The sequence below is a fragment of the Pseudomonas sp. D1-1 genome (assembly GCF_051132225.1).
In the GTDB taxonomy this organism is placed as follows: Bacteria; Pseudomonadota; Gammaproteobacteria; order Pseudomonadales; family Pseudomonadaceae; genus Aquipseudomonas.
In genome coordinates this window covers 3,024,452-3,049,068 of sequence record NZ_CP071676.1, presented here as the reverse complement: position 1 = coordinate 3,049,068, position 24,617 = coordinate 3,024,452, and the positions used below count along the sequence as shown (strand labels likewise).

The following is a 24,617-nucleotide window of genomic DNA, read 5'->3' as shown; positions in this document are numbered from 1 at the left end:
GGTCTACCCAGAGCGGTGCCGGACGCGTAGCAAGGATCACCCAAGCTGCTCAGGCGCAGCGACCCCAAGAAGCTGCAGCTCGGTAAAAGGCTCATCACCCGAAGCGAAGATAAAATCATCGTCTCCAAGTTGCGCCACCACATCGCCTTGCAACGTGATTTCGAACCGACGCCCCTGTTCATCGGCGCTGTAGCTTTTCAGGAAGGTTCGCTGGCCATCCTCACTCAGCACGGCCGTCAGCGTCGCGTTGTAGCCGTTCCCTAGCCCGGTGAAGCCTAACGCAGAGACGTCTATCTTGTCGGTATCCGGGTCGAAGTCGACAATCCGGTCCTGGAAATTTCCATCCGCCGTACGGAAGCTGTCCTCCAGGGATCCATAGCGGAACACATCGGCCCCCTCACTTCCTGTCAGCACGTCTCGCCCCGATCCTCCATCAAGAACATCGTGCCCAAAGCCGCCCGAGACGACATCGTCGCCGCCGCCGGCGATGAGCACGTCGCCCGCCGCCGAGCCCTTCAGGCGATCGGCCGACTCCGTTCCCTGGATCAGCGTGCGACTCAGCACTACGTTGGTTTCGTTGAGAACTTGAGAGAGATCGCCGTTGAGTGCCAGTTCGAAACGATGGCCCTGCCCGTCCGCTTCAAAGCTTTTAAGATAAGTGCGGGTACCGCTGTCATTGACAGAGACCGCCAGGGTTCCGTCGAGCCCATTGCCCAGTCCGCTGAAGCCCAAGGCGGACAGGTCGATAAGGTCCTGGCCCGGATCGAAATCAACGATGCGATCGCTGACGGCCTGAGAGTCGGTGCGGTAGCTGTCACCGATGGAGTTGATTCGGAACACATCGGCGCCGGCGCCGCCATGGAGAACATCGCGCTGCCCTCCTCCATCGAGCACATCATTGCCCTCATGACCGGTGAGCAGTTCCGGGACGTAGGAGCCATAAAGAACATCGGCGCCCGCGCTTCCTTCAATTTGCGGCAACACACCGGCCAGCGCGCCGAAGGTGGTGTCCAGGGTTCCGTCAGGATTCAGCCTGATGATGCTGAAGTCATCGTTACCAAAATAATTGCTCTGCCCGGCTACCAGGATCTTGCCGTCCGCAAGCACGGTGATGTCCCGGGCCGTATCCCTGCCGCCGGCCAGGTCGAGTACAGCGATCCCATTGTTGCCAAAACCTGCGTCGAAGGTTCCGTCCTGGTTCAGCCTGATGATCTTGAAGTCGAATCCGGTTCCCTCCTCCTCGTTGTAACCCGCTACCAGTATCTTGCCGTCGGCCTGCACGGTAATCGATTTCGCCATGCCAGCTACTTCAATGTCGGCCGTGCCGTCGGTGCCAAAACCTGTGTCGAGGGACCCGTCAGGATTCAACCGCGCGACCACAAACGCGCCGTTGTAGCCGGGCACGAGGATTTTTCCATCGGCCTGCAGCGTCAGGCCAAAGCCTTCCAATGTGCTGAGGCCCGGAACAGTGAACTCCACGGCGCTGCCGCCGTTGAAACTGGAATCGACCGTACCGTCGGGGTTGAAACGATTGACGGAAAAAATCTGGTCATAAGAGTCATGATTCGCCACGAGGATCTTGCCGTCAGGCTGTACGGTCGCGCTGGCGGAATCACCCCATGCTGCCGGAGCGGTGGCCGTTCCATTGACGCCGAAGCTCTGATCCACCGAACCGTCGGTGTTCAGGCGGATCATGACGATGCTCGGCGCAGAAAAATGTGGATAGACGATCAGGTACTTTCCGTCGGCCTGTACGGCTGCGCTATAACCTTCGCCCGGGTAGATGTCGCGAGGCAGCAGGGTTTTACCATCGTCGCTGAAAGTGCTGTCGAGCGTGCCGTCGGCGTTAAGGCGTACCAAAGAAGTCCTGTAGCCTTCGTACTCCCACTGACCAGTTTCCACCCAGGTCATCCCGGCAAGCCAGATCTTGCCGTCCGGCCCCACGGCTATCTTGGCGGTGTCGTTATAACCGTCCAGGTCCACGAAGGTTTTGCCGGTACCGGCACGTAGCGCCGCGCCAACGCTGATGTTTGAGCTGGTCATGCTTGAGCCTCACAGTGTCGATGGGATTCCCCGAGAATTTTGTCTTCTACAACGTAGCCGTTTACTTCAAATCCGCCAGCCTGGATTCAACCCCCAAGGCAGCCGTCTCTGCGTATCTGACGCCTCGGCTCGCTTGTGGTTCTCACGCCTCTCACTTACCTGACATGCCTCGCCGTTTATCGCGTTCCTGTTGATCCGCGCAAACAAGATTTGAACTTGTGGGGTTTTCTTTCAACCGAAAACATCAACAGGTGCGCAACGAGATGACTTGGTGGCTAGCGTACCGACCCCACCCCGGAGGTAGATCAAATGAAAGCGTTACGCTGGCATGGAAAAAAAGATATCCGCTGTGATGACCATCTCCCCGACCCGACGATAGAACATCCGCGAGACGCGATTATCAAAGTCACTTCGTGCGCCATTTGCGGCTCGGACCTGCACTTGTATGACGGTTTCATGCCCGGTATGAAGCATGGCGACATCATGGGTCACGAGTTCATGGGCGAAGTGGTGGAAGTTGGTTCGGCCAACAAGAAGTTGAAGATTGGTGATCGGGTGGTGGTCCCCTTCACCATTTGCTGCGGTGAATGCGATCAATGCCGGCGGGGTAATTTCTCTGTGTGCGAGCGCAGCAACCGCAACAAGGACCTGGCCGACAAGGCCTTCGGCCATACCACGGCGGGCTTGTTTGGCTATACCCACCTTACCGGTGGCTACCCCGGCGGCCAGGCCGAATACGTGCGCGTGCCTTACGCGGACTTCACCCCGGTGGTCATCCCGGATGGCCTTACCGACGAGCAAGTGCTGTTCCTTGGCGACATCTTTCCCACCGGTTGGCAGGCCGCCGTGCAATGCGATATCCAGCCAACCGACACCGTCGCGATCTGGGGCGCCGGCCCGGTCGGCCAGTTCACGGTGCGCAGCGCGGTGATCCTCGGGGCCAGGCAGGTGGTATGCATCGACAACGTGCCCGAGCGCCTGGCCATGGCCAAGGCCGGTGGCGCCATCACCATCAATTTTGATGAAGAAAGCGTGCTGGACCGCCTGGCCGAGCTGACGGGAGGCAAGGGGCCGGAGAAATGCATCGACGCGGTAGGCATGGAGTCCCACGCAACCCGTTCATTCGACTCCATCTATGATCGGGTCAAGCAAGCGGTAATGCTCGAGTCGGACCGCCCCCACGTGCTGCGGGAAATGATGTACGTCTGCCGCCCCGCTGGCACGTTGTCGATCCCCGGCGTCTATGGCGGCTTGATCGACAAGATTCCGTTCGGCGCCGCCATGAACAAGGGCCTGACCTTCAAGATGGGCCAGACCCATGTGAACCGCTGGACCGATGATCTGCTCCAGCGCATCCAGGAGGGGCAGATCGACCCAAGTTTCGTCATCACTCACACCGTGAGCCTTCAGGACGGCCCGCAGATGTACAAGACTTTCCGGGACAAGAAAGACGGCTGCGTGAAGGTGGTGCTGAAGCCTTGACCTTCGGGAACCGCCTCCGACCTAGAACGACCACGCCACCAAAACCTGCCCGTAGAGATTGGTGGTGCTGTTGCCGACTTGTGTCCCGCCATTTGCGGCACTTTGCTTCGGCTTATAGAGGCCCACCAGGGGCATGAGGGTCCAATGCGGGTCAATCGACCATTCGGCGTAGAGGTCCGCCTCGTCGGCATCCAGTTGGTTACGGCTCGCGTCGAGGGTGCGGAAGGTGTAAAGCAAGATGCCTAGCTTGAGATCCTCGGCGGGAGCGAGTTTCAATCCCACATGCTGCACAGTGGCGTTGCTGTTGAACGGGCCCGCATAGTTGGCAGCGACTTCACCTTGGAACCAGGTACCGAGCGCGCGGCCATTGCCATAGAAAAGCGGGTCGTAGCCTTCGGAGAAACGACTGTATCGGTAGTTGATCGAAGGCGTGCCGGGAACATCGTCAAACGTCCAACCGGCTTCAAGATACCAGGCGTTCTCCCTGGCGTTATCTTTCTGCTCCCAAGCGTACTCACCGGCCAGGAACAGCCCGGAAACCCCTGCATTACCCTGTCCGCGAACGCTGTAGAGCTGCATACCCTTGCGCTCGGGAAACAACAGGTCCGCCATTGCCTGGTCGGTATCGGTGACTTTCAGATAAGTCAGGCCCAGGGTGCCCTGCTCGCTGACATGCTCCAGCGTACCCAGTGCCAATTCCGGCCTGGCCTGGGCCGGGTTGTCGGACTTGAGCCACATAAGATCACCCCGCCAGCCTTGCTGGCCACCCAGGCGCAGTACGGCCGTGCGATCAAAAGCCTTGCGACCGGTCAGGTAGTATCCCCCGCCCCGATTGGCTTTGCCGTCGACAAACTCCTTGCCGAGATTCAAGGCATCGCCACTGACCAGAAAGCCGTCGCCGATCACGATGTTTTGCCGCCCGAACGATATGTCCACGCCGTTCTCGTCCATGACATCGAACCGTGTGCCGGAGCGCCAACCCACGAAAGCGTCCTCGATTTTCGTGGTGCGCTCATCACCTGAAGACCAGCCGGCCGGGTCGCCATCGCCAAAGGTGGCGGAGCTTACCCAATTCAATGAACCGTACAGTTGCGACCCGGCGTCGAGACTATGGCGCAGGTCGAAACCGTATTGCAGGACCGCCTCTTGCCACCGGCTGGCCCCCTCTCTACGTGTTCCCGATTGCGAGTAGTTTTCCCGGCTATGGAAGGCGCCAGCCAACGCGAGCAAGCGCGCATCGACTTCCGTGGCTTCATCCTTGTACAGCGGCTGCGCTGCTGCTGGAACACAGACGCAGGCGAACGAAAGCGCGATTATTGTTTTTTTACAGGCGAGCATGGGCCGTACTCCGATATGCGAAAGGAGAAGCAGTGGCGCCGTCAGTCAGCGCCAGTCAGGTCATGGGTAAGGCGATATCAGCGGCGACCGTTGCGGTAGCCCGCCAGCTGGTGGCTGGCCTTTCCAAGGGTGCAGATCAGGTTGCGCCAATGATCCTTGCCGGGAATCCGCGTACGCGGGATCGCACTCATCACATCCCAATGCCGTGAACCGCCGGTCATGCCATCGGCAATGACACGGCTGACCACATGACTCGGCGTCACGCCGAAGCCCGAGTAACCCTGGACGAAATAGGCGTTGTCGCGCCCGGGCAAGGTACCGATCTGTGGGAACAGATTGGCGCTGCACTCCATCGGCCCGCCCCAGGCCAGGTCGATTTTCACGTGATCGAGGTAGGGGAAAACCTGGAGCATCAGATTTCGGTTCCACGCCTTCAGATCGTTGGGAATGTACTCGAGCAGGCGCGTCGCCGAACCGAAGAGCAGACGGTTTTCATTGGTCACCCGGTAGTACTCGATCACCGGACGAATATCGCTGAAGGCACCTCGTATCGGACTGATCTGTTCGATCAGCGCAGGGGGAAGCGGCTCCGTCACCAATTGGAAGGCGTAAGTGCTCACCATCGTCTTGTGCAATTCAGGCTCGAGCCGGTCCAGAAACGCGCCGCAGGACCAGAGGATCTTCTTCGCCCGAACCGAACCTTTCGCCGTACGCAAGTTAATGGTGTCGCCATAGGTCACCTCCAGCACGGGGGTGTTTTCATAAATGCGTCCACCCAGGCCCACCAAGGCCTTGGCCGACCCCAGGAGCATGTTCAACGAATGGATATGGCCGTTGCCCATGTGCTTCAAGGCGCAGCTGTATACGTCCGAGCCGACGATGCTTTGGACCTCGGCGCCCTCCAGATAGGCAATTTCGTGATCCGGATTGAGCTGTTTGTATTCTTTTTCCCATGCTTGTAGCAGCCGACCCTGGCGCTTGTTGAAACCGAGATAGCCATAGCCGTGGCAGAAATCCGCATCAATTTGATAACGCTGGATGCGGTTCTGGATAATCGAGGCGCCCAGGTCGCTGATCTCGAAAATCGCTTTGAGCCCCTCCTCGCCGACGCTTTTGCGAATCTTCTCCAGATCGTGTCCGATCCCGGCCATCACATGACCGCCATTGCGCCCCGAGCCGCCGAAACCCAGGTAACGGGCTTCCAGCACTACCACGTCGGTGAATCCGCGCTCGGCGAGTTCCAACGCAGTGTTGATACCGGAAAATCCACCTCCGATAACGACGACTTCGGCCTCGACATCGTGCTCCAGGTCATTGAACTTCAAGTCATATTTGCGAGTGGCGGTGTAATAGGTCGTTGGTGTTTCAACGGACAGCATGCCTGCACCTCTTGGTCAGTTTTCTTGTTGTTGTAAATGCAGCTCAGTGTGGGGAGACCGATGGCAAGGCCGGGGCGCGGTCTTGCACGAGTCGTCGATAGGCATACAGCAGCAGTGAAAACATCAGGATGCCCAAGGCGATCAGCACCTCCTTCGCTCCGCCATAACCGGCCAGCTCGGCAGATGCGGCCCCGACCCCGACCACTACGCCAGTGAACACGCTCAGCAGCCAGGCCACCGGCAGCCAGCCGCGTCCCAGACGCACCGGACGCGGGTGCAACGGTGCGTCCTTGCGCAGCAAGATGAAGCCCGAAAGCGCGAAGAAGATGGCGGTCAGATAACCAATATTGGCCGTCACCAGAATTGCCAAGGGCGATGACAGGAAAAAGATCATCGCCAGGTTCACCGCCACCGCCACGCTCATGCAACGTCCAGGTACCTGGTGTTTGTTGAGCACACCCAGTTGTTTGATGGTCAGTCCTTCCAGCGCCGTGCCGTACAACGCCCGCGAGCCATCGGCCAATGCCGCGTTCAACCCCATGAACAGCCCCACCAGCAACGCGATCACGAAAAAGCTGCTCCAGCCCGTGCCCAGCACCGCGTTGAAGGCCGCAATGTAGAAACCGCTGGGGTTCTCCAGGGCCGCTTGCGGATCCACCAAGCCGCCCAGGCCGAAAGCTACTGCGGCAAACACCAGCACGGTGTAGCCACCTGAACTCATCAACGCCAGGCGCATGTCCCGCTCGCTGCGATATTCGGGCCCGAAGGCTGCGCACATTTCGGTGCCATAGGCGCTCCAGCTGACCAGGAACATCCAGACCAACGCGGTGCGCAACGACTCCCAACCGAACGCCTCGCGCGCCTGCCAGGCCGATGCGAAGCGCTCCATGCTCCAGCCATGAGCCAGCAAAGGCGCCACTGCCAACACCAGGATCGGCACCAGCAGCAGCGCCCCCATGTATTTGGAGACCGATGCGGCCAGATGGATGCCGCGACGATTGAATTGCCAGAAAAGCACGATCAAACCCGCTCCGATCATCTGGGCCAGGCCAATGTTGGCCAGACCTGTATCGAAGCTCCAGATTTGCGAGGGAAACCACTGCGCCTGAATCAACGCTCCGGCGCTCACGCCAATGATCGACAACACCGCCGACCAGCCAAGCCAGTAACCAAAGGCGGCCAAGGGACCGACCCAGGCACAGCGTTTGCGCCATCCTTCGGCCGCGATCATTGCGATGCCGCCAGGTTTATCCGGAAACATTGCGCTGACTTCCAGGAAAATCCAGTTCTGACAGGCCCCGATGGCTGCCGAGCCCACCCAGAGCATTAGCGCGGCTACCGGACCGAGTGCACCGAGGGCGAAGCCGAAAGAAGCGAAGATCGAGCCTGACACCGCCATTGACAGTGCGAATGCATCGCTCCAGCGCAAGGTTTTCTGCAGGTGCGAAGCCGAGGCACAGGTATTGTTATTGGTTGTATCCACGGGAACAGACTCCAGCCGGGTAAGAAGCACAATCCCATTAGACGCCTCCCTGGCTGGCCAGGAACATGGTTGAGAATGTCGTGCACATGTCTGTCACTGCCATCGATAGGGAGATACTTGTCTTTTCAACATGCGTGCTACTAAATACTGCGGGTGTCGGAAACGTGTCGACGGCCGATCCAATATAAAAACAAAACCGGCGTGCAGCCGGCAGCCGAGGTAACGATGTACAACACTTGGCAAACAGAACCGCTCTATACGGGCGCCCAGGGCTTCGAGGCCTGGCAACACGACCTCGGTCAGAAATGCGGAACCTTTCACGCCGAGCCGCCTTCCGGGCCCGGCCTCGCGAGCTTTACCGGCGCGATGAAAAATCTGACGGGCACAGATTCCGCGTTGGATGGCTCGCGCATCATCAGCAATTGCCAGCACTTGCACCGCGCCCGCAGCGATATTCGGGCCGATGACAAAGATTTTTTCTACCTGGTGCTGCAAGTCGGTGGTAGCGCATTGATGTGCCAGGCTGACAATCGCGCCCGCCTGGACAAGGGCGACCTAGTGTTGCTGGACATCACGCAGCCTTGCGATTTTTACTTCGATGCCCTGAGCGACCAGATGTCGCTGATCATTCCCCGCCAAGCGCTGCACCAACGCTTGGGGCAGAGGCAATTGATATTCAACCGTCCCTTGGTTGCCAGCAGCGCTTTGGGGGGCATGGCCGGCCTGATGACCCAACGGCTATTCGATTCTTCGAACCTGCTACCGCAAGAGAGTGCGGCATTGTTCGACGCATTGCTGATGCTGTTGCGCCCTGGGGTGAGCAGTGCAATCGAGGGCGGAGACTCCAGCGGCCAGGCGCAGAAACTGATCAAGGCAAAAATCCTGATCGAACGGCATCTTTGCGATAGCGAGTTGTGTGCCGAGCGTCTGGCAGAAGCCATCGGTACATCGGTCAGAAACCTGCATCGGCTCTTCGCCCAGCAAGGCACCACCATCGGCCGGCACATATTGGAACAGCGACTGCAACGCTGTGCCGAGACCATCAGCCAGGCAGCCGCCCATGAAAAAATCACCGCCATCGCCTACGCCTGGGGCTTCAATGATGTGAGCCATTTTTCCAAGGCGTTCAAGCTGCGATTCGGCATTTCTCCCCGCGACTATCGCCATCAGTTTTCAACCGAATGCAATTGACCCTCCGGCTTGTTGGAAATGTGTCACTCCAGCACAAGCGATGGCGCTCGGCGCCAAGACATTGATTGCGCCCGCTCCTAGGATGAAACCTCAATCGGAACCGGCCGTAAACGAGGAGACATCGTGAGCTATCAGATCGAACAAGAACTGAAGAACCAACCATTCGTGCCTGAAGAGCAATGGCCGACGCTTGAGGAAATGGCCGACGGTTTTAATGAGTACAAATACGCTCCGTCCCTATTTCTGGCAGGAAAAAAAGCCAACCTTCGCTTTGCCAACGGTTGGCTGATCGAGCACCATTTTGTTGATGGGAATACGTTGACCTGGACCATCCTGGAGGGCGAAGGCACCGGTGAATCCGAAACAGAAACCTACGAAGCGGTGGAGGTTCGCCCCGGTATCTTTTTCATCGACTTCCTCAAGCCCGAACACCAGGAGTCGGCCACCCTGGTCTGGAAATACGAAACCGGTGATGTACTGGCGGCTGTCTCCCTTTTTTATGACAGAGGAGGGGAAAAACGTACGCGTACAGATTTCGTGACTGCCGTGGTCGATGGCGAGCCTGGGGGCGCGCCCATCGTTCAAGGGGCCGGCCTGGTCGGTAAGCGCGTGCTGTACCGCTACAGCGCGGACGATTGGTATGAGCACGTCTACTTCGGCGCGCAAACCATGGCCTGGCACTGCGTGAACGGGGCTGAGAAAGGTCTGGCCGACGTCGAGCGGTGCGCTTATTTCGATGTCGCCGATGACCTCTACGTGTTGTTCTGGACCGAAACGGTCATGCCTGTGGAGTCGGTTATCGTCGTGGACCTTGCGCAGATGCGCTCCGTGGGTCGGTTCTTCTGTTGGGACCCGAAGCCAAGGAAACTGATTCACCTCACCTTTGGATCAAAAGCGACTGTGCTGAACGAAACGTCTTATCCCGTCGCCTTTTGAACGTAGGGATGTAAAAAACCACTCATCGAGTGGTTTTTTTATTCGACTCTATCGAGTTCATTCCAATCAATGCGCGGCTGCGCCATGACCGGCATATCTTTCGCCCTGCGGAAAGCCATGCACCCGCGCTCGGAGCGCGAGCGCCAGGCTGGCGAGCAGCAACACCAACAGCACCCAGGGAAAAGTGCTGACGCCCCATTGGCCAAGCAACACCCCGCCCAATAACCCGCCGCCGGCGATTGCGCTGTTCCACACCACCACGTTCATCGACAGCGCAACGTCGGCGCCCTCGCCTGCTGCGTCGGCCAAGGCCGTTTGCAGCAACGTTGCGGCGCCGCCGAAGGTCAGGCCCCAGATGAAAACGCCGAGATAGATCGCTGCGGCGCAAGCTGAAAATATTCCGAGGAAGACCGATACGGCGGCGAACGTAGCGAGGCTGGTCAATACCGCCGCTCGCAGATGGCGATCGACCAGCCGCCCGGAGATCCAGATGCCAGCCAGCGCCGCGACACCGAAGACCAGCAGGACCACATCGACATGCCGGCCCAGCCCTGCGCCGGAGACAAATGGCGCGATGTACGTATAGAGAAGGTTGTGGGCCAGCATCCAGGTCAGCACAACGCCGAGCACGGCGCGCACGCCAGGCGTGAACAAGACCTGACGCAAGCCCAGACGCTGGGAGGAGGATTGACCTGGGTAATCCGGCACTTTGATCAGCACCCAAGCGATCAACACCAGGGTCAATCCGGACATCAGACCAAACGACATGCGCCACCCTATCGCCCCGCCAAGCCAGGTTCCCAGGGGCACGCCCAGCGACAACGCGATGGGCGTGCCGACCATCGCTACCGCCAAGGCGCGCCCCTGCAAGGCCGGGACGACCATGCGCCGTGCGTAACCCGCGATGAGGCTCCAGGCCAACCCCGCCGAAACACCGGCAAAAAAACGTGCGATCAGAGTCAGCCAGTAAACGGAAGACAGCGCGGTAATGGAATTGAACACCAGGAAACCGACCACGGTGAGAAGCAGCACCGTCCTGCGGCGCCAGGTTTGGGTAGCGATGGTCAGCGGGATGGCTGCCAGTAGTGAGCCGAGCGCATACACCGTTACCATCTGCCCGGCCAGGGATGGTGAGACGCCCAGGCCATCGCCAATCTCAGGCAGCAGACCTGCCGGCAGCGTCTCCGTCACGATGCAGATGAATCCGGTCATTGCCAGCGCCAGCAGTGCTCCATAGGGCAGCTTCGCGCCCTGTCGTTCGTTGGTGACCATTCGATGCTCCGCGAGTTATATATCGATCGGTATAAATACTAGGGAGGCGTTGCTCCGCTGGTCAACCACTTTTGTATCGATTAGTATTTATGTCACTCGACAGGAGGGTTTTCATGGCTCAGATGGGACGGCCGCGCACGTTTGACCGTGACGCGGCAATCACGCAGGCGCTGCATCTGTTCTGGGAGCATGGCTATGATGCGACGTCGCTCAGCCAGCTCAAGGCCAACATCGGTGGCGGCATCACCGCACCGAGCTTTTATGCAGCGTTTGGCTCCAAGCAGGCGTTGTTCAACGAAGTGATGGAACGCTACCTGACTACCCATGGCAGGGTGATGGAGAGCCTGTTCGACACCACCCTGCCCCCCAGGGAGGCGATCGAATGCACGCTGCGCCGCTCGGCGAAAATGCAATGCGAGACAGACCATCCCAAAGGCTGCCTGGTGTCACTGGGTTATCTGAGTGCCTGCTCGGAAGAAAGCAAAGCCATCTCCCGGCCGCTCGCTGAGGCAAGAACCGCCAACCGTGCCGGAATCAAGGCCTGTGTAGATCGCGCCATCGCCGCCGGAGAGCTGCCGGCAACAGTGGCCTCGGAAGCGCTGGCCGCGGTGTTCGACAGTTTCCTGTTGGGCCTGTCGGTATTGGCGCGGGACGGCGCCTCCCTTGAGACCTTGGACGCCGCGGTTACGCAGGTCATGACGGTCTGGGACGCGCAACGCATGGGCCGTCCGATGGCGGCAAACGATCAAGCGGATGAGCAATAGTAGACTGATCGTCTAGTAGAGAATAAGATCGCCCCCATGAGCAGCCCAAAGACCCGCGAAACCTCCGACGTCCGCCAGGAAATCCTTGATGTAGGCCAACGAATCATGGCCGCCAAAGGCTATTCCGCCGTGGGCCTGAATGAAATCCTGGCCACTGCGGGTGTGCCAAAAGGATCCTTCTACCACTACTTCGGCTCAAAAGACGCCTTCGGCGAGGCATTGCTTGAAAGCTATTTCGCGAGCTATCTGGCGGAGCTGGACGAGGTTCTCGCGCTGCCTGGCCTGACGATGGCTCAGCGTCTGATGAAGTACTGGGACATCTGGCAACAGACTCAATCGTTCCAGGATTGCCAGGGCAAATGCCTGGCGGTGAAGCTGGGCGTGGAAGTCGCCGACCTTTCAGAGGCGATGCGCGCGGTGCTCAAGCGCGGCACAGCGGGTATCACCGACCGCCTGGCCGTGGCGATCGAGAGCGGAATCGCCGAAGGCTCCCTGGAGTCCGTTGCCGAGCCTCATGCGGTCGCGCAAAGTCTCTATCAGCTGTGGGTCGGTGCCAGTGTCATGGTCAAGATCACCAAGAGTGTCCAGCCTTTCGAGACGGCAATGGCGACGACTCGCCAGATTCTCAGCCTTACCTGATCGATACCGCTGCCTCCTGGCATCAAAATCTGCCTATCCCTACTCATCTGAAGCGTGTCCTGCGCAGCTTTAGCCTGTCTGCACCCTCCTCCAACAAACCGTGATGCGAAAAAATAAAAATATTACTAGACGACTGGTCTAATTTGAAATTAAGGTAGCCACACGTTCTACGCATCGCAAAGCAGCAGCTCGTGAAAGCCACCCACTCTGAGGTTTGGGCGACGCCTTTTGCAGCTTGATTTTTTTGCCCAGGTGCTAGACGACTGGTCTATTCAAACTGATGCGACACACTCTCAACAGGAAAATCGAAATGAAAGTTCTCATGGTACTGACCTCGCACGACACCCTCGGCAACACCGGCCGCAAGACCGGCTTCTGGCTCGAAGAGCTGGCGGCGCCCTACTACGCTTTCCTCGACGCCAAGGCCGAGATCGTTCTGGCGTCGCCTGAGGGTGGGCAGCCACCGCTTGATCCGAAGAGTAACGAGCCGTCCTTTCAGACTGACCTGACCCGCCGTTTCGAAGCCGATCCTGAAGCGACCGCCTTGCTTGCCAGCACCGTGCGCCTGGACAGTGTCTCGCCAGACGATTTCGATGCGGTTTTCTACCCAGGCGGCCACGGCCCGCTGTGGGACCTGGCCGAAGATCCGGTCTCGATCCGCTTGATCGAGTCTTTCCAGGCCGCCGGCAAGCCTGTCGCCTTGGTGTGCCACGCGCCTGGCGTGCTGCGCCACGTGAAAAAGCCTGACGGTACTCCGCTGGTCCAGGGCAAAAAAGTTGCCGGTTTCACCAATACCGAAGAAGCCGCGGTAGGCCTGACCGATGTCGTGCCGTTCCTGGTCGAGGACATGCTCAAGGTCAACGGCGGCCTGTATTCGAAAGGCGCCGACTGGTCCTCCTACGTGGTGCGTGACGGTCTGCTGATCACCGGTCAGAACCCGGGTTCGTCAAGCGAAGCCGCGCAGGTCCTTATCGATCTGCTGAACGAGGCTTGAGCCTGTTGCCGCGGGAGACGTCGCAGGTCTCCCGCCCTTATCGCGCCGATAGCTCGCCACCAAGGAATATTGTTATGAAATACAGCTCGCTGTTCGAACACACCTCGCTAGGCCCACTGACGCTGAAAAATCGCATCGTCATGCCGCCCCTGACCCGTCAACGCAGCGGCCAGCCCGGTGACGTGCCCACAGCCCTCATGGCCCGCTATTACCAACAGCGCGCGAGTGCCGGCCTGATCATCAGCGAAGGCACCCAAATCGAACCCCGTGGCAAGGGTTATGCCTGGACGCCGGGCATTTACAGCCAGGCGCAGATCGATGGCTGGCGCACCGTCACCGAGGCGGTTCACGCTGAGGGCGGGGTAATTTTTGCCCAGCTCTGGCATGTCGGTCGCGTGTCACACAGCGCACTGCAACCGGAAAACGCCGCCCCTGTCGCACCGTCGGCGATCCAGGCGAAAAAGGTCAAAGCCTTTATCGAAACCGGTCCCGGCACCGGCACGCTGATCGAACCCTCCACTCCGCGCGAGCTGAGCGTCGCCGAGATCAAGGCGCTGGTCGAACTCTATGCCCAGGCCGCACGCAACGCCCTGGCGGCCGGTTTCGATGGCATCGAGATCCACGCGGCCAACGGTTATCTGGTCAATCAGTTCATTTCCGCCCATGCCAACCAGCGCACCGATGACTACGGCGGCTCGCTGCACAATCGCCTGCGTTTCCTGCGCGAAGTGGTCCGGGCCGTCAGCGCCGTGGTCGGGCCCGACCGTGTGGGCGTGCGCTTCACGCCGCTGTTCACCAGCACCGAAGAAGACCGCGTGTACATCGGCTTCGTCGAGGACGACCCGCACCAGACCTACATCGAAGCCATCAAGGTGCTTGAGCAGGCAGGCATCGCCTATCTGTCCATCGCCGAAGCCGACTGGCCGAATGCGCCGGACCTGCCCGAGGCGTTTCGGCGCGAGGTGCGAAGCACCTTCACCGGCCGCATCATCTATGCCGGGTTGTACACCGCTGACCGCGCGGCGCGCCTGATCGAGTCGGGCCTGGCCGACCTGGTCGCATTCGGCCGGCCGTTTATCGCCAACCCCGACCTGCCCCAGCGTATCGCCAATGGTTGGCCGCTCAACGCTCTTGATGCCACCGGACTGTACGGCGGTAATGAACAAGGATTCACCGATTACCCGCGGTATTCCCCATCCACAGTTGAGCGCGAGGAAACAATTCCCACGTACTGACGCCACTGACTCAAGCCCCCCCGTGGCGAGGGAGCTTGCTCCCGCTGGGCTGCGTAGCGGCCCCTTTTGTGAGCGCCGCGCATTGGAACGCCAGCCCCTCCCTCACCACGGGTTTGCCGACGCCTTGAGATTTGAAACTAGTCGTTGTCCCTCTTCAGGCTTTCAGGGCTGCCCGCGCACAGGCCATCCATGACCAGATCCATCAACCTGGAGAAACGTGGATGCCATTCGCTCTGGCAATCCATTTGCCAGATTCCGGCAGTGGCCAGGAAAAAGTCGTCGCTGGTCACTCCGCTACGAATCGTTCCAGCCTTTTCGTTAGCCCTCAAGAGCAATTCTGCCGCCGCCAGCATCGGCGCGTATCCCGACTTCCCCGGAAACTCATAGGCAGAAGCGGCCTGGCGTATCGCACTCGCAAGTCCGGCCTTGGTCATCGCATATTCGGCGAGGCAGTCCATCCATTCCCGGAGGGCTTCCTTCGGCGGTTTCGTGGCGAGCAGTTGTTCCGCCAACGAAGCCACCTGCTGCATTTCGAATTGATAGACCTCGAATACCAATTTTTCCCGGGTGGCGAAGTGGCGATAGAACGTGCCCTGGCCTACCCCGGCTTTCTTCGCAATCGTGCTCAGCGGGACCGCGGGATCGAGGGTCAGCTCTGTTACGGCGACCTCCAGTATCCGTTCACGGTTTTTCTTGGCGTCAGCACGCATCACCAGTTCGTCAGGCATGAGCAAAAATTTTCCTTGAATGCATTGCTAAGCGGACATCTGTCCGGTACGTTGCGTAAGTGGACAGCTGTCCGCTTGAATTTCATCACCGGAGTTTACTATGAACCGCACTGGCAACACGATCCTGGTCACTGGCGGCTCTTCAGGCATAGGCCTTGGCCTTGCGCTCAGGCTTCACGAGGCGGGAAACAAAGTGATTATCGCGGGACGTCGCAAGGCGCTGCTCGACAAAGTCGTGTCGGAACATCCGGGTATCGAATCGATATTGCTGGATGTCTGCGATCCACAATCCATCCTGCATGCCAGCGAAACCCTTGCGATCAGCCATCCGAACCTGAACGTCCTGATCAACAACGCAGGCATCATGCAATGGGAGGACCTGACTGCGCCGGACAATCTGAGTACCGCCGAAGATATCGTGACCACCAACCTGCTCGGCACGATTCGCATGGTGTACGCGTTTACGCCGCATCTGATCAAACAGCCCAGCGCAACGATTGTGAATGTCAGCTCCGCCCTGGCATTCGTCCCGCTGCCGGCGACGCCGACCTACAGCGCAACCAAAGCGGCCGTGCACTCCTTTACTCAAAGTCTTCGAGTACAGCTGGAGGCGTCTTCGGTCGAAGTCATCGAGCTTGCGCCGCCGGGTGTGCGTACCACTTTGCTTGGGCAGGAAAACGACGAACACGCCATGCCCCTGGAGCAGTTCCTGGATGGAATCTTCGAACTCCTCGCCATCACCCCGACGCCACAGGAACTTGTCGTCGAGCGCGCCAAGCCATTACGGTTTGCCGAAGCGGATGGTACACATGACGAGGTTCTGAAAATGCTGGCGGGATACAAAGCGCCAGCTGAATGATGAAATTTTGATAACTTTTTATGCGAGGCCATCGAAATGAAGATCGGAATTATCGGCGCGGGCAACATTGGAGCCACCCTTGCCCGCAAGCTCGCTGCGTGCGGCCATGAAATCAAGCTGGCGAACTCGAAGGGTCCTGAAAGCCTACAGAAACTCGCCAGCGAAATCGGTGTAAAGGCAGTGACCAGGGAAGAGGCTGTGTCTGGGGTGGACGCGGTTATCCTCTCGATCCCGTTCGCAAAACACCCCGAACTCGGGCAGGCATTCAGTAACGTCCCTGAAAAGACCGTCGTCATCGACACCTCCAATTACTATCCAGGCCGTGACGGGGCGATCAAGGACGTCGATGCCGGCAAGCCCGAGAGCATCTGGGTCAGCGAACAGCTTGGCCGCCCGGTCATCAAGGCCTGGAACGCCCTGCTCGCCGCCACGCTTGCCGATAAGGGCCAGCCAGCCGGGTCCTCAACACGCATAGCGTTACCTGTCGCAGGGAGCGATCCCGCCGCTTTGGCGGTTGCGCAGGATCTCGTCGAGGACACCGGCTTTAGCGCATTTGCCGCTGGCAACCTTGAAGACTCTTGGCGTCAGCAACCAGGTACACCGGCTTACTGCACCGAGTTGACATTGCCGGCGTTGAAATTGGCCCTGGACGCGGCTGACAAGACTCGGGCGGCGCAAAACCGCGACGCATTGATCGCCAGGTTCATGGCGCCCGGCAGTCAGCTTTCACATGAGCAAATCGTTGCCTTGAATCGCGCCATGACAGCCTGACTCTCTCGCCTGTCCTGACGGGCTCAAGATGTTCCTGAACCTCTATCGTTCCAGCCACTCGGGATGAAGCTGAACAAAGTGCTCTTGCAGCCATTCGAGAAGAACCTGCACTTGCGGCGCCAGGTGCGTCCGGCTTGGGTATAGCAACGACACTGGGCGAGGAGCTGGTCGAAAGGGTCTCAGAATCTCCACCAAAGCGCCGCTTTCCAGATACCCGGCCACAGCGATGCCTGGCGCCTGGATTATTCCGAAGCCCGACACACCGCACTGCACGTACGCATTCGATTCAGTGACGGTGATGGCGGGGTTACTTACGAACGCTCGATCCTGGCCTTCCACCAAGAAATGCCAGGACAACGGCCTGTTGCTCTGACCGGACAAGAAGTTCACCCCTCGATGGGAGACCAGGTCGCCGAGTGTCTGGGGTTCGCCGTGCCTGGCGAGATATTCGGGCGCCGCGCACGTCACCATCGTCGCCCATGCAACGGGGCGAGCGACTAATGTCGAGTCCGGTAAATCGCCTATGCGCAACGCACAGTCTATGCCCTCTCCTATCAAGTCAACGGCTCGGTCGGTCACGCCCAGTATCACGTTGATGCCTGGGAAGGTGCTGGTGAACGCTTTCAGGCTTCTGATGAAATCCATTTGCGCGAAAGCGGTCGGGATATCGACGCGAAGTCGGCCCGTAAGCGTTGCCCCGGTGCGGTCGAACATCGAAGTTGCGGCAGAAATGTCCGCAAGAATCTCCTGTACCCGCCCATAGAATCGTTCGCCCTCGGCGGTGAGCGCCACCTTTCTGGTCGTGCGCTGGAAAAGGCGCACACCCAATGATGTCTCCAGCTCCTGAATGGAACGGGTGACCTGCGGCCGCCCTATATCCAGCGACTCGGCAGTTTTTGTGAAGCTGCCGAGTTCGGCAAGCCTGGCGAATAGACGCATTGATTGCAGCAGTTCCATGATGTCAGGCCCTGGCGAACGCTATTGTTGCCGCAGGATATAACAATCATGTCTTTTTTCACGCATTTATTGCGCCTCTCTAAAAGCGAACCATGTGCAGAAGGCGAACCCTTTGCGGTTTGCCGTCACTGACTCGTTTGGAGATTCACAATGAAAGCCTGGCTATTAAAAGACTTCGGACTCGACAATCTGCAACTGGAAGAGACGGCTACACCACGCCCGGGGCCCGGCGAATTGCTGGTCAAGGTTGGCGCTGTCTCGCTCAATTTTCGCGACAAGGCCATCGTTGACGGCATTTATGAGCCGCATAAGGTGCCCAAGCCCCTCATTCCCGTAAGTGATGCGGCCGGAACAGTGGTCGCAATTGGCGATGGTGTGACGCGCTTCAAGATCGGTGATCGGGTCAACTCGCACCTGTACTCCCGTTGGCTGGATGGCGAGCCCGGACCCAATGAGCCGGATTACTGTTTTGGATCACCATTGTCCGGTGGCTTGGCCGAGTACATGATCATCCATCAGGAAAGCGCCGTGGGTGCGCCTGACAACATGAGCGATGAAGAGGCCGCTACGCTGCCGATTGCCGCGCTCACGGCATGGTATTCACTGGTGGACTTCGGGCAGATTGAGCCTGGACAAACCGTATTGGTCCAAGGCACTGGCGGTGTGTCCATATTTGCCGTGCAGATCGCAACTGCGCTCGGCGCCAAGGTGATCGCAACGTCGAGCACCGACGAAAATCTGCAAGCCGTGAAGGGATTGGGGGCCATAGCGGGCGTGAACTACAGGACTACGCCAAACTGGGCAGACGAAGTGCTGAAGCTGACCGAGGGTAAAGGCGTGGATCTGCTGCTGGATGTAGCCGGAGGCAGCGGCATCAATCAATCGATCGCAGCGACCAAGGCATCCGGGCGTATTGCGCAGATCGGCTTTTTGACCGGCCAGACTGCGGAACTCGAACTGATGCCTCTTATCTTTCGCCAGACAACCATTCGCGGTATTGCGGTGGCGCCGCGCTCATCGTTCGAGCGGATGAATGCATTTCTCAACCAACACAGGATTCGCCCAGTGATCGATCAGGTGTATCCGTTCGAGAAAGCCCGGGAAGCTTACGAGCACCTGGCAAAAGGAGCATTTGGAAAGGTTGTAATCAAGATCGCCTGAACCACTGAGGCGCCACCATGGCGCCTTTTTTTGCGGTCAGGCCGCATCGCATCAAGACAAAGAAGCTTCCGCGCGTTGTTGCGCGGCTCCTTTGGGCCTGAACATCTGCTGCCACTCAAGCTGCGCCTGGACAACGGCGACCGCCTCCAGCACCTTCTGCGCCCAGCCCTCGTCCTCCGGATGCACCACGACAACACGAAAGCCATGGTCATCGCCTTCGAGCTGCACGCCTTCCGAATCATCAACGTGCAAGTCGATATCGAACGCCGGCGGGTACTTGGAGGGTGAGTTCTCCAGCCCATGCACCATCAGGGCACGGTTGTGCAGGACGCTGTTGACCACACCGTCGACGCGGATGCCGTACAGCAGCAGCCAACGGCGGATATAGGACGGCGTGCGGCCGGACGAGGTGTAGACCCAGATGCTGCAGTCCTGGCGACGCAATTCCCGGATCAGCGAGCGGGTGCCCCGGCGCAGCGGCTCACCCAGCCAACGGTGAATGCAGGCCGGCAGCCGGCTTTGCTCGACTTCGCAGTGGTGGAGTTGGCAGGCGAGCGTGTCATCGATATCAAACGAAATCCGTATGCGCTGGCGCTTGAACAGCTGCGTCGGCAATGTGCCGCGGATGGCCTGCCCTACCCGGCTGCTGAATGTTCTGCATTTGACGTCCATCAATGGCCACCTTGGGAAAGCGGCAAAGACTCGCCTTTGAGAAAAAACTTCATTGGATCGGGTGCCTGTTCTTCTAAAAACGCTGCGTATTTTTTCTTGATCTTGGGCAATTCGTACAACGCCTTGACGCCATGCTTGGCAGAGTTGCGTATCACCGAAGACGGGTTGAAATAGCCTTCGGCATTTTCCAGTGTCAGCACAAACGGCGGCAAGCCCGCGCGCATCAGCAGATAGCTGACAATAAGCGACCCACTGCGGTTGTTACCTTCGATGAACAACTGCGGCTTGCTGAGAATCCGTACATAGACGCCTGCCGCGCGCTTCCACACCGACTCGCTGCGATAGGCACAATACCAGTTGTACAAATCCTTGATGCCTCCTTCAACATTGTTGAAGAAATGCGCCTCGGTCGCTGCCAGGTGATGGGCGTATTCCAACCGGCGCGCCGGATCCCGGCCGCAGAGCACCGTGGCGTTGATCTCCAGCATCAGGTTCAGTTGCTGCAGATCGAACAGGTCGACGCCGCGGGCAACATATTCGTCAACCAACGCATAACCTTCAAGCACATTCTGCAGCACTTCATCGGTCAACGGGTCACGCGGCTCGGTGAAGTGCCGGCTGAGCTGGGCGAAGCGGTCCTGCACTTCCCGTAGTGCGCGTTCAATCGCTGGCAAATCAAGGCGATGCGTAGCAGGCATTGGTGCTCCTTGGAAAACGCTTGGTAAATGTCTACCGGATGCCCGCCAAATCCATTTGGCTTCTGCAGGGATGCGGCCTTGACCTGAAGTGTGGCTTAGCTGAACTTGCCGCTGATGTAATCGCCGGTCATCTGTTCACGCGGGTTGTCGAAAATCTGCGTCGTCGGGCCCATCTCGACCAGATAACCGGTGCGCGTGCCCTGGGAAATATCCACCGAGAAAAACGCCGTGGTGTCAGCCACGCGGATGGCCTGCTGCATGTTGTGGGTCACCAGGGCGATGGTGTAGTCCTTCTTCAACTCGACCATCAGCTCCTCGACCCGCCGGGTAGCGATCGGGTCGAGTGCCGAACACGGTTCATCCAACAGCAGCACTTCCGGCTCGGTAGCGATGGCGCGGGCAATGCACAGGCGCTGTTGCTGGCCGCCGGAGAGCGACAGGCCGCTGACCTTGAGCTTGTCCTTGACTTCGTCCCACAGCGCGGCGCCTTGCAGCGCATGCTTGACCCGGTCACCGATGTCGCCCTTGTAGCGGTTGAGGCGCAGGCCGAACGCGACGTTGTCGAAAATGCTCATCGAAAACGGGTTCGGCTGCTGGAATACCATGCCGATGTAACGGCGCACGACCACCGGGTCAACACCCTTGCCGTAGACGTCCTGTCCGAGGAAATGCACGTGGCCTTCGAAACGGAACCCTTTCACCAGGTCGTTCATCCGGTTGAGGCTGCGCAGCACGGTGCTCTTGCCACAGCCGGAAGGACCGATGAACCCGGTGATCTTGTTTTTCTCGATCGGCACATGGCTGTCACGGACCGCCATGAAGTTGCCATAAAAAATCTTGTCCAGTTTGCAGTCCATGACTACAGGTGCCTGGGTGACAAACGGAGCGGCTATTTGCGCAGTGGATACGTTCAAGATCAGATGCTCCCGTTCTTAATACTTGGGCTTGCCGAAAATACGGCTGATGATGTTCACGAACAGCACGATCATCACCAGCACCAGTGAGGCCGCCCATGCGAGCTCGAGCTGGTTGTCGAAAGGCATCCCGGAGAAGTTGTAGATCAGCACCGCCAGCGAGGCCGTCGGGTTCATGACCTCGAGATTGCCCTGGTGGTAAATCCAGTAGTTGCTGAACAGCGCGGTAAACAGCAGCGGCGCGGTCTCGCCCGCGGCACGTGCCACGGCCAGCATGACGCCGGTGAGGATGGCCGGCATGCCGGTCGGCAAGACGATTTTCCAGATCACCTGGGAGCGGGTGCAGCCCATGCCATAGGCAGCATCCTTCATGATCTTGGGCACCATGCGCATCGACTCTTCCGCCGTCAGCACGACGATCGGCAGCATCAGCACGGCCAGTGCCACGCCGCCCGCCGGCGCCGAATAAGTACCGGTGGTCATCACCACCAGGGCGTAGGCAAATACCCCGGCCAGGATCGACGGCAGGCCGGTGAGCATCTTCGCCGCAAACCGCGCGGCGTTGCCCAATTTGCTGTCCGGCCCCAGCTCCGCCAGGAAGACGGCGGCCATGATGCCGATCGGCACCGCGATGGCTGCCGCGATACCGACCATCACGAAGGTACCGGCCATGGCGTTGCCGAAGCCGCCACCCATCTCGAAGCCGGTCGGTGGCAGTTCGGTAAAGACTTCCAGGTTCAGGCGCGCGCCACCACGGGTGATCAGCATGTAGAGCACGGAAATCAGCGGCACGCTGGCGAGCAGCGCGCCGGTCCAGACCAGGGTGGTCAGGATCAGGCTGCGCAACGCGCGGCCTTCGAACTTGCGCTGCAAGCTGGGCATCGCGCCCGCTGGCGCGGTCAAGTCTGTTGCTGCAGTGAGGTCTGTCATCACTTGTTACCCCGTTGGGCATACATCATGATCATCGAACCAAAAATGTTCACGATCAGCGTAATCAACATCAATACCAGGGCGGCATACATCAACACCTCGATCTCGTTCGGCCCGGCCTCGGGGAAGTTCAACGCCAGCAGGGCAGCAAGCGTGTTGGCCGGAGCAAACAGCGAGAGGGAAATGTTGTTGGCGTTGCCGACCAGCATGGCCAGCGCCATCGTCTCGCCCAGGGCACGCCCGAGGCCCAGCACCAGGGAGCCGAAGATGCCGGTGGCGGCGGAAGGCACCATCACCTTGAGAATCGCTTCCCAGTGAGTCGTCCCCATGCCGTAGGCGGCCTGCTTGGTTTTCATCGGTACGCCGGTGAGCGCATCCTGCGAAACGGCTGCGATGGTTGGCAGAATCATGATCGCAAGCACCAGCGCCGCCGGCAGCAGCCCTGGCCCGCTCAGGGACGTGCCGAAAAAAGGTATCCAGCCGAGTTCGCTGTTCAGCCAGGTTGTCAACGGTCGGATCGCCGGGATGACCACGTAGATCCCCCACAGGCCATAAACCACACTGGGGATGGCCGCGAGCAGTTCGACGATGGTGCGGAAAATGGCGGCGAGCTTGGGCGGCAGGAAATCCTGGGTCAGGAAAATCGCCATGCTGACGCCGAAAAACCCAGCGATCAGCAACGCGATCAAGGCGCTGTAAAGCGTGCCCCAGATAGCCGGCAGGATGCCGTATTTGCCTTGGTTGACGTCCCAGACGCTGCCCAGGAGCACGTCGAAACCGTGTTTCTCCATGCCGGGAATTGCCTTGCGTCCCACCTCGAACACCAGCGCAAATACCAGCGCCAGAATCAGCACCACGCCGATGCGCGCTAGCGCACGGAAAGTGCGATCAACCAGGAAATCCTTCGTCGAGGGTGGCTGGCAGGCAGAGTCCGGATTAACCGGTACGACAAAAGGTTTGTTCATGGGCTAAGTCCGGAACAGGGGGAAAACTCTCCCGGCGTGGCGCGGAGGCACACACCGAGAGAGACCTCACGGTGTTACTGAATGTTGGCGGATGCCTTGCGAACCTGCTCGACGACCGACGCCGGCAATGGGATGTAACCCATCGAATCGGCAATCTTCTGCCCCTCGGTCAGGCTGTATTCGACCATTTCACGCATGGCCTTGGCCTTGGCCGGGTTGCCGTTGTCCTTGCGGAAGATCATCCAGGTGTAGGACGTGATCGGGTAGGACTTGGCGCCGTCCGGATCCGGCAGCCAGGCCACCAGGTTTTCCGGCATCTTCACCGCCGCCAGGGCCTCTGCACCGCTCTCGGCGTTCGGCACGACGTACTTGCCGGCCTTGTTCTGCAGTTGGGCGAAGTCGACTTTGGCGAGCTTGGCGAAGCCGTATTCGATATAGCCAATCGCGCCCGGGGTCTGACGCACAGTCGCGGTCACGCCATCGTTTTTCGGCGACTTGATGAACTTGTCACTGGCCGGCCAGTTGACGGTGTTGCCCTCGCCCAGCGCCGTCTTGAACTCCGGGTTGATGGTTGCCAGGTGCTTGGTGAACACCGCGGTGGTACCGCTGGAGTCCGCACGTACAACGACGGTGATCGGCGTATCGGTGAGTTTCAGGTCCGGGTTGGCGGCAACGATCTGCGGATCGTTCCATCTGGTGATCTTGCCCAGGAAGATGTTCGAGTACACATCGCGTGGCAGCTTGAGGCCCTTGGGATTGCCCGGCAGGTTGTAGGCCAGCACGATTTCACCGGCGGTCATCGGCAACAACTGCACGCCTTCGGCAACCTTGGCGATGTCTTCTTCTTTCATCGCCGAGTCACTGGCGGCGAAATCAACGGTCTTGTTCAGAAAGTCCTGTACGCCCGCACCGCTGCCCTTGGATTGGTAATCCACGGTGACACCGTCCGATTTCTTGCTGAAATCCTTGAACCAGGTCAGGTAGATCGGAGCTGGAAAACTCGCCCCGGACCCCGTCAGACGGACATTCTCTGCAGCGAAGGACGCCGAGGTGGCACAAAGAGAAACCGTAACGGCGAGCGCAGCAGACTTCATCAAACTTTTCATTAAAAGAAATTCCTTGTGATGACGGGCCGGGGAACTCTGCAACATTCTTGTTACGGTTTTATGAATGCGCAGTGGCAAAGTGCACTTATGTCCTTCAGAT

23 protein-coding genes are annotated in these 24,617 nt (G+C 59.2%); 10 read left to right on the top strand and 13 right to left on the bottom strand.

Annotated features, from left to right (window positions below; genetic code table 11):
- Positions 1 to 36 precede the first annotated feature (36 nt).
- Entirely contained in the window at positions 37 to 2,043 is a 2,007-nt protein-coding gene (locus J3P86_RS13735; RefSeq protein WP_434631117.1) for a M10 family metallopeptidase C-terminal domain-containing protein, read from the bottom strand.
- Between the two features lie 309 nt (positions 2,044 to 2,352).
- Here J3P86_RS13735 and J3P86_RS13730 point away from each other — a divergent pair, with 309 nt between their 5' ends.
- Positions 2,353 to 3,525, top strand: a complete 1,173-nt coding sequence (locus tag J3P86_RS13730) for a zinc-dependent alcohol dehydrogenase (RefSeq protein ID WP_434631120.1) — start codon at positions 2,353 to 2,355, stop codon at positions 3,523 to 3,525.
- Positions 3,526 to 3,546: 21 nt separating this feature from the next.
- Here J3P86_RS13730 and J3P86_RS13725 read toward each other — a convergent pair whose 3' ends face one another.
- The 3 genes from J3P86_RS13725 to J3P86_RS13715 all read right to left on the bottom strand — a co-directional run bounded on the left by J3P86_RS13725 (position 3,547) and on the right by J3P86_RS13715 (position 7,725).
- Positions 3,547 to 4,863 carry a hypothetical protein gene (locus J3P86_RS13725; protein WP_434631123.1) on the bottom strand — a complete coding sequence of 439 codons (1,317 nt, stop codon included), beginning with the start codon at positions 4,861 to 4,863 and terminating at the stop codon, positions 3,547 to 3,549.
- Positions 4,864 to 4,940: 77 nt separating this feature from the next.
- On the bottom strand, positions 4,941 to 6,242 hold the full coding sequence (locus J3P86_RS13720) for an NAD(P)/FAD-dependent oxidoreductase (RefSeq protein ID WP_434631125.1): 1,302 nt from the start codon (positions 6,240 to 6,242) through the stop codon (positions 4,941 to 4,943).
- 43 nt (positions 6,243 to 6,285) lie between these two features.
- Positions 6,286 to 7,725, bottom strand: a complete 1,440-nt coding sequence (locus J3P86_RS13715) for an APC family permease (protein ID WP_434623610.1) — start codon at positions 7,723 to 7,725, stop codon at positions 6,286 to 6,288.
- 225 nt (positions 7,726 to 7,950) lie between these two features.
- On the opposite strand from J3P86_RS13715, the gene feaR reads away from it, so the two are divergent.
- Together feaR and J3P86_RS13705 are read left to right on the top strand one after the other, a co-directional pair.
- Complete coding sequence (feaR, locus tag J3P86_RS13710; RefSeq protein ID WP_434600780.1) at positions 7,951 to 8,916, top strand: transcriptional regulator FeaR; 966 nt, start codon at positions 7,951 to 7,953, stop codon at positions 8,914 to 8,916.
- A 123-nt stretch (positions 8,917 to 9,039) separates the two neighbouring features.
- Positions 9,040 to 9,852, top strand: coding sequence for a molybdenum cofactor biosynthesis F family protein (locus J3P86_RS13705; protein ID WP_434623612.1), 813 nt, complete (start codon positions 9,040 to 9,042; stop codon positions 9,850 to 9,852).
- 66 nt (positions 9,853 to 9,918) lie between these two features.
- Here the strand turns inward: J3P86_RS13705 and J3P86_RS13700 are convergent, their stop codons facing one another.
- Positions 9,919 to 11,124: an MFS transporter gene (locus tag J3P86_RS13700; protein WP_434698178.1), complete on the bottom strand. Its 1,206-nt coding sequence runs from the start codon at positions 11,122 to 11,124 to the stop codon at positions 9,919 to 9,921.
- A gap of 113 nt (positions 11,125 to 11,237) precedes the next feature.
- Between J3P86_RS13700 and J3P86_RS13695 the strand changes: the two genes are divergently transcribed.
- The 4 genes from J3P86_RS13695 to J3P86_RS13680 all read left to right on the top strand — a co-directional run bounded on the left by J3P86_RS13695 (position 11,238) and on the right by J3P86_RS13680 (position 14,756).
- Positions 11,238 to 11,888, top strand: coding sequence for a TetR/AcrR family transcriptional regulator (locus J3P86_RS13695; RefSeq protein WP_434623616.1), 651 nt, complete (start codon positions 11,238 to 11,240; stop codon positions 11,886 to 11,888).
- 36 nt (positions 11,889 to 11,924) lie between these two features.
- Complete coding sequence (locus tag J3P86_RS13690) at positions 11,925 to 12,527, top strand: TetR/AcrR family transcriptional regulator (RefSeq protein WP_434600778.1); 603 nt, start codon at positions 11,925 to 11,927, stop codon at positions 12,525 to 12,527.
- Positions 12,528 to 12,837: 310 nt separating this feature from the next.
- Positions 12,838 to 13,521 (top strand): type 1 glutamine amidotransferase domain-containing protein, encoded by a 684-nt coding sequence (locus J3P86_RS13685; RefSeq protein ID WP_434623618.1) that lies wholly within the window; start codon positions 12,838 to 12,840, stop codon positions 13,519 to 13,521.
- A gap of 74 nt (positions 13,522 to 13,595) precedes the next feature.
- Complete coding sequence (locus J3P86_RS13680; protein WP_434698177.1) at positions 13,596 to 14,756, top strand: alkene reductase; 1,161 nt, start codon at positions 13,596 to 13,598, stop codon at positions 14,754 to 14,756.
- Between the two features lie 137 nt (positions 14,757 to 14,893).
- Here the strand turns inward: J3P86_RS13680 and J3P86_RS13675 are convergent, their stop codons facing one another.
- On the bottom strand, positions 14,894 to 15,484 hold the full coding sequence (locus J3P86_RS13675; RefSeq protein WP_434657950.1) for a TetR/AcrR family transcriptional regulator: 591 nt from the start codon (positions 15,482 to 15,484) through the stop codon (positions 14,894 to 14,896).
- Between the two features lie 100 nt (positions 15,485 to 15,584).
- Here J3P86_RS13675 and J3P86_RS13670 point away from each other — a divergent pair, with 100 nt between their 5' ends.
- Positions 15,585 to 16,343 carry an SDR family oxidoreductase gene (locus J3P86_RS13670; protein ID WP_434623624.1) on the top strand — a complete coding sequence of 253 codons (759 nt, stop codon included), beginning with the start codon at positions 15,585 to 15,587 and terminating at the stop codon, positions 16,341 to 16,343.
- Positions 16,344 to 16,379: 36 nt separating this feature from the next.
- Positions 16,380 to 17,114 carry an NADPH-dependent F420 reductase gene (locus J3P86_RS13665; RefSeq protein ID WP_434623626.1) on the top strand — a complete coding sequence of 245 codons (735 nt, stop codon included), beginning with the start codon at positions 16,380 to 16,382 and terminating at the stop codon, positions 17,112 to 17,114.
- 42 nt (positions 17,115 to 17,156) lie between these two features.
- On the opposite strand, the gene J3P86_RS13660 is transcribed toward J3P86_RS13665, so the two are convergent.
- Positions 17,157 to 18,071: a LysR substrate-binding domain-containing protein gene (locus J3P86_RS13660; protein WP_434698176.1), complete on the bottom strand. Its 915-nt coding sequence runs from the start codon at positions 18,069 to 18,071 to the stop codon at positions 17,157 to 17,159.
- Positions 18,072 to 18,221: 150 nt separating this feature from the next.
- Here J3P86_RS13660 and J3P86_RS13655 point away from each other — a divergent pair, with 150 nt between their 5' ends.
- Positions 18,222 to 19,232 carry a zinc-dependent alcohol dehydrogenase family protein gene (locus J3P86_RS13655; RefSeq protein ID WP_434698175.1) on the top strand — a complete coding sequence of 337 codons (1,011 nt, stop codon included), beginning with the start codon at positions 18,222 to 18,224 and terminating at the stop codon, positions 19,230 to 19,232.
- 51 nt (positions 19,233 to 19,283) lie between these two features.
- Here the strand turns inward: J3P86_RS13655 and J3P86_RS13650 are convergent, their stop codons facing one another.
- From J3P86_RS13650 to pstS, 6 genes are all read right to left on the bottom strand, one after another.
- A complete protein-coding gene (locus J3P86_RS13650; protein ID WP_434698174.1) occupies positions 19,284 to 19,904 on the bottom strand; it encodes a hypothetical protein in 621 nt (206 codons plus the stop codon).
- Positions 19,904 to 20,602: a hypothetical protein gene (locus tag J3P86_RS13645; RefSeq protein WP_305501063.1), complete on the bottom strand. Its 699-nt coding sequence runs from the start codon at positions 20,600 to 20,602 to the stop codon at positions 19,904 to 19,906. The genes J3P86_RS13650 and J3P86_RS13645 overlap by 1 nt, the downstream gene beginning before the upstream one ends.
- Positions 20,603 to 20,697: 95 nt before the next feature.
- A complete protein-coding gene (gene pstB / locus J3P86_RS13640) occupies positions 20,698 to 21,459 on the bottom strand; it encodes a phosphate ABC transporter ATP-binding protein PstB (protein WP_025214260.1) in 762 nt (253 codons plus the stop codon).
- Positions 21,460 to 21,534: 75 nt separating this feature from the next.
- Positions 21,535 to 22,446 (bottom strand): phosphate ABC transporter permease PstA, encoded by a 912-nt coding sequence (pstA, locus tag J3P86_RS13635; protein WP_434600771.1) that lies wholly within the window; start codon positions 22,444 to 22,446, stop codon positions 21,535 to 21,537.
- Positions 22,446 to 23,411, bottom strand: a complete 966-nt coding sequence (gene pstC, locus J3P86_RS13630) for a phosphate ABC transporter permease subunit PstC (RefSeq protein ID WP_305501066.1) — start codon at positions 23,409 to 23,411, stop codon at positions 22,446 to 22,448. Before pstC ends, pstA begins: the two co-directional genes overlap by 1 nt.
- Positions 23,412 to 23,485: 74 nt before the next feature.
- On the bottom strand, positions 23,486 to 24,517 hold the full coding sequence (gene pstS / locus J3P86_RS13625) for a phosphate ABC transporter substrate-binding protein PstS (protein WP_434698173.1): 1,032 nt from the start codon (positions 24,515 to 24,517) through the stop codon (positions 23,486 to 23,488).
- Positions 24,518 to 24,617: the final 100 nt, after the last annotated feature.

What these genes read in the sequence shown, in the direction of transcription:
- J3P86_RS13735 (WP_434631117.1), bottom strand. Translation starts at nt 2,043, where the DNA reads ATGACCAGCTCAAACATCAGCGTTGGCGCGGCGCTACGTGCCGGTACC.
- J3P86_RS13645 (WP_305501063.1), bottom strand. Translation starts at nt 20,602, where the DNA reads ATGCCTGCTACGCATCGCCTTGATTTGCCAGCGATTGAACGCGCACTA.
- J3P86_RS13675 (WP_434657950.1), bottom strand. Translation starts at nt 15,484, where the DNA reads ATGCCTGACGAACTGGTGATGCGTGCTGACGCCAAGAAAAACCGTGAA.
- J3P86_RS13690 (WP_434600778.1), top strand. Translation starts at nt 11,925, where the DNA reads ATGAGCAGCCCAAAGACCCGCGAAACCTCCGACGTCCGCCAGGAAATC.
- J3P86_RS13720 (WP_434631125.1), bottom strand. Translation starts at nt 6,242, where the DNA reads ATGCTGTCCGTTGAAACACCAACGACCTATTACACCGCCACTCGCAAA.
- pstS (WP_434698173.1), bottom strand. Translation starts at nt 24,517, where the DNA reads ATGAAAAGTTTGATGAAGTCTGCTGCGCTCGCCGTTACGGTTTCTCTT.
- pstA (WP_434600771.1), bottom strand. Translation starts at nt 22,446, where the DNA reads ATGACAGACCTCACTGCAGCAACAGACTTGACCGCGCCAGCGGGCGCG.
- J3P86_RS13650 (WP_434698174.1), bottom strand. Translation starts at nt 19,904, where the DNA reads ATGGACGTCAAATGCAGAACATTCAGCAGCCGGGTAGGGCAGGCCATC.
- J3P86_RS13730 (WP_434631120.1), top strand. Translation starts at nt 2,353, where the DNA reads ATGAAAGCGTTACGCTGGCATGGAAAAAAAGATATCCGCTGTGATGAC.
- J3P86_RS13685 (WP_434623618.1), top strand. Translation starts at nt 12,838, where the DNA reads ATGAAAGTTCTCATGGTACTGACCTCGCACGACACCCTCGGCAACACC.
- J3P86_RS13660 (WP_434698176.1), bottom strand. Translation starts at nt 18,071, where the DNA reads ATGGAACTGCTGCAATCAATGCGTCTATTCGCCAGGCTTGCCGAACTC.
- J3P86_RS13700 (WP_434698178.1), bottom strand. Translation starts at nt 11,124, where the DNA reads ATGGTCACCAACGAACGACAGGGCGCGAAGCTGCCCTATGGAGCACTG.
- J3P86_RS13680 (WP_434698177.1), top strand. Translation starts at nt 13,596, where the DNA reads ATGAAATACAGCTCGCTGTTCGAACACACCTCGCTAGGCCCACTGACG.
- J3P86_RS13695 (WP_434623616.1), top strand. Translation starts at nt 11,238, where the DNA reads ATGGCTCAGATGGGACGGCCGCGCACGTTTGACCGTGACGCGGCAATC.
- feaR (WP_434600780.1), top strand. Translation starts at nt 7,951, where the DNA reads ATGTACAACACTTGGCAAACAGAACCGCTCTATACGGGCGCCCAGGGC.
- J3P86_RS13665 (WP_434623626.1), top strand. Translation starts at nt 16,380, where the DNA reads ATGAAGATCGGAATTATCGGCGCGGGCAACATTGGAGCCACCCTTGCC.
- J3P86_RS13725 (WP_434631123.1), bottom strand. Translation starts at nt 4,863, where the DNA reads ATGCTCGCCTGTAAAAAAACAATAATCGCGCTTTCGTTCGCCTGCGTC.
- pstC (WP_305501066.1), bottom strand. Translation starts at nt 23,411, where the DNA reads ATGAACAAACCTTTTGTCGTACCGGTTAATCCGGACTCTGCCTGCCAG.
- J3P86_RS13670 (WP_434623624.1), top strand. Translation starts at nt 15,585, where the DNA reads ATGAACCGCACTGGCAACACGATCCTGGTCACTGGCGGCTCTTCAGGC.
- pstB (WP_025214260.1), bottom strand. Translation starts at nt 21,459, where the DNA reads ATGGACTGCAAACTGGACAAGATTTTTTATGGCAACTTCATGGCGGTC.
- J3P86_RS13655 (WP_434698175.1), top strand. Translation starts at nt 18,222, where the DNA reads ATGAAAGCCTGGCTATTAAAAGACTTCGGACTCGACAATCTGCAACTG.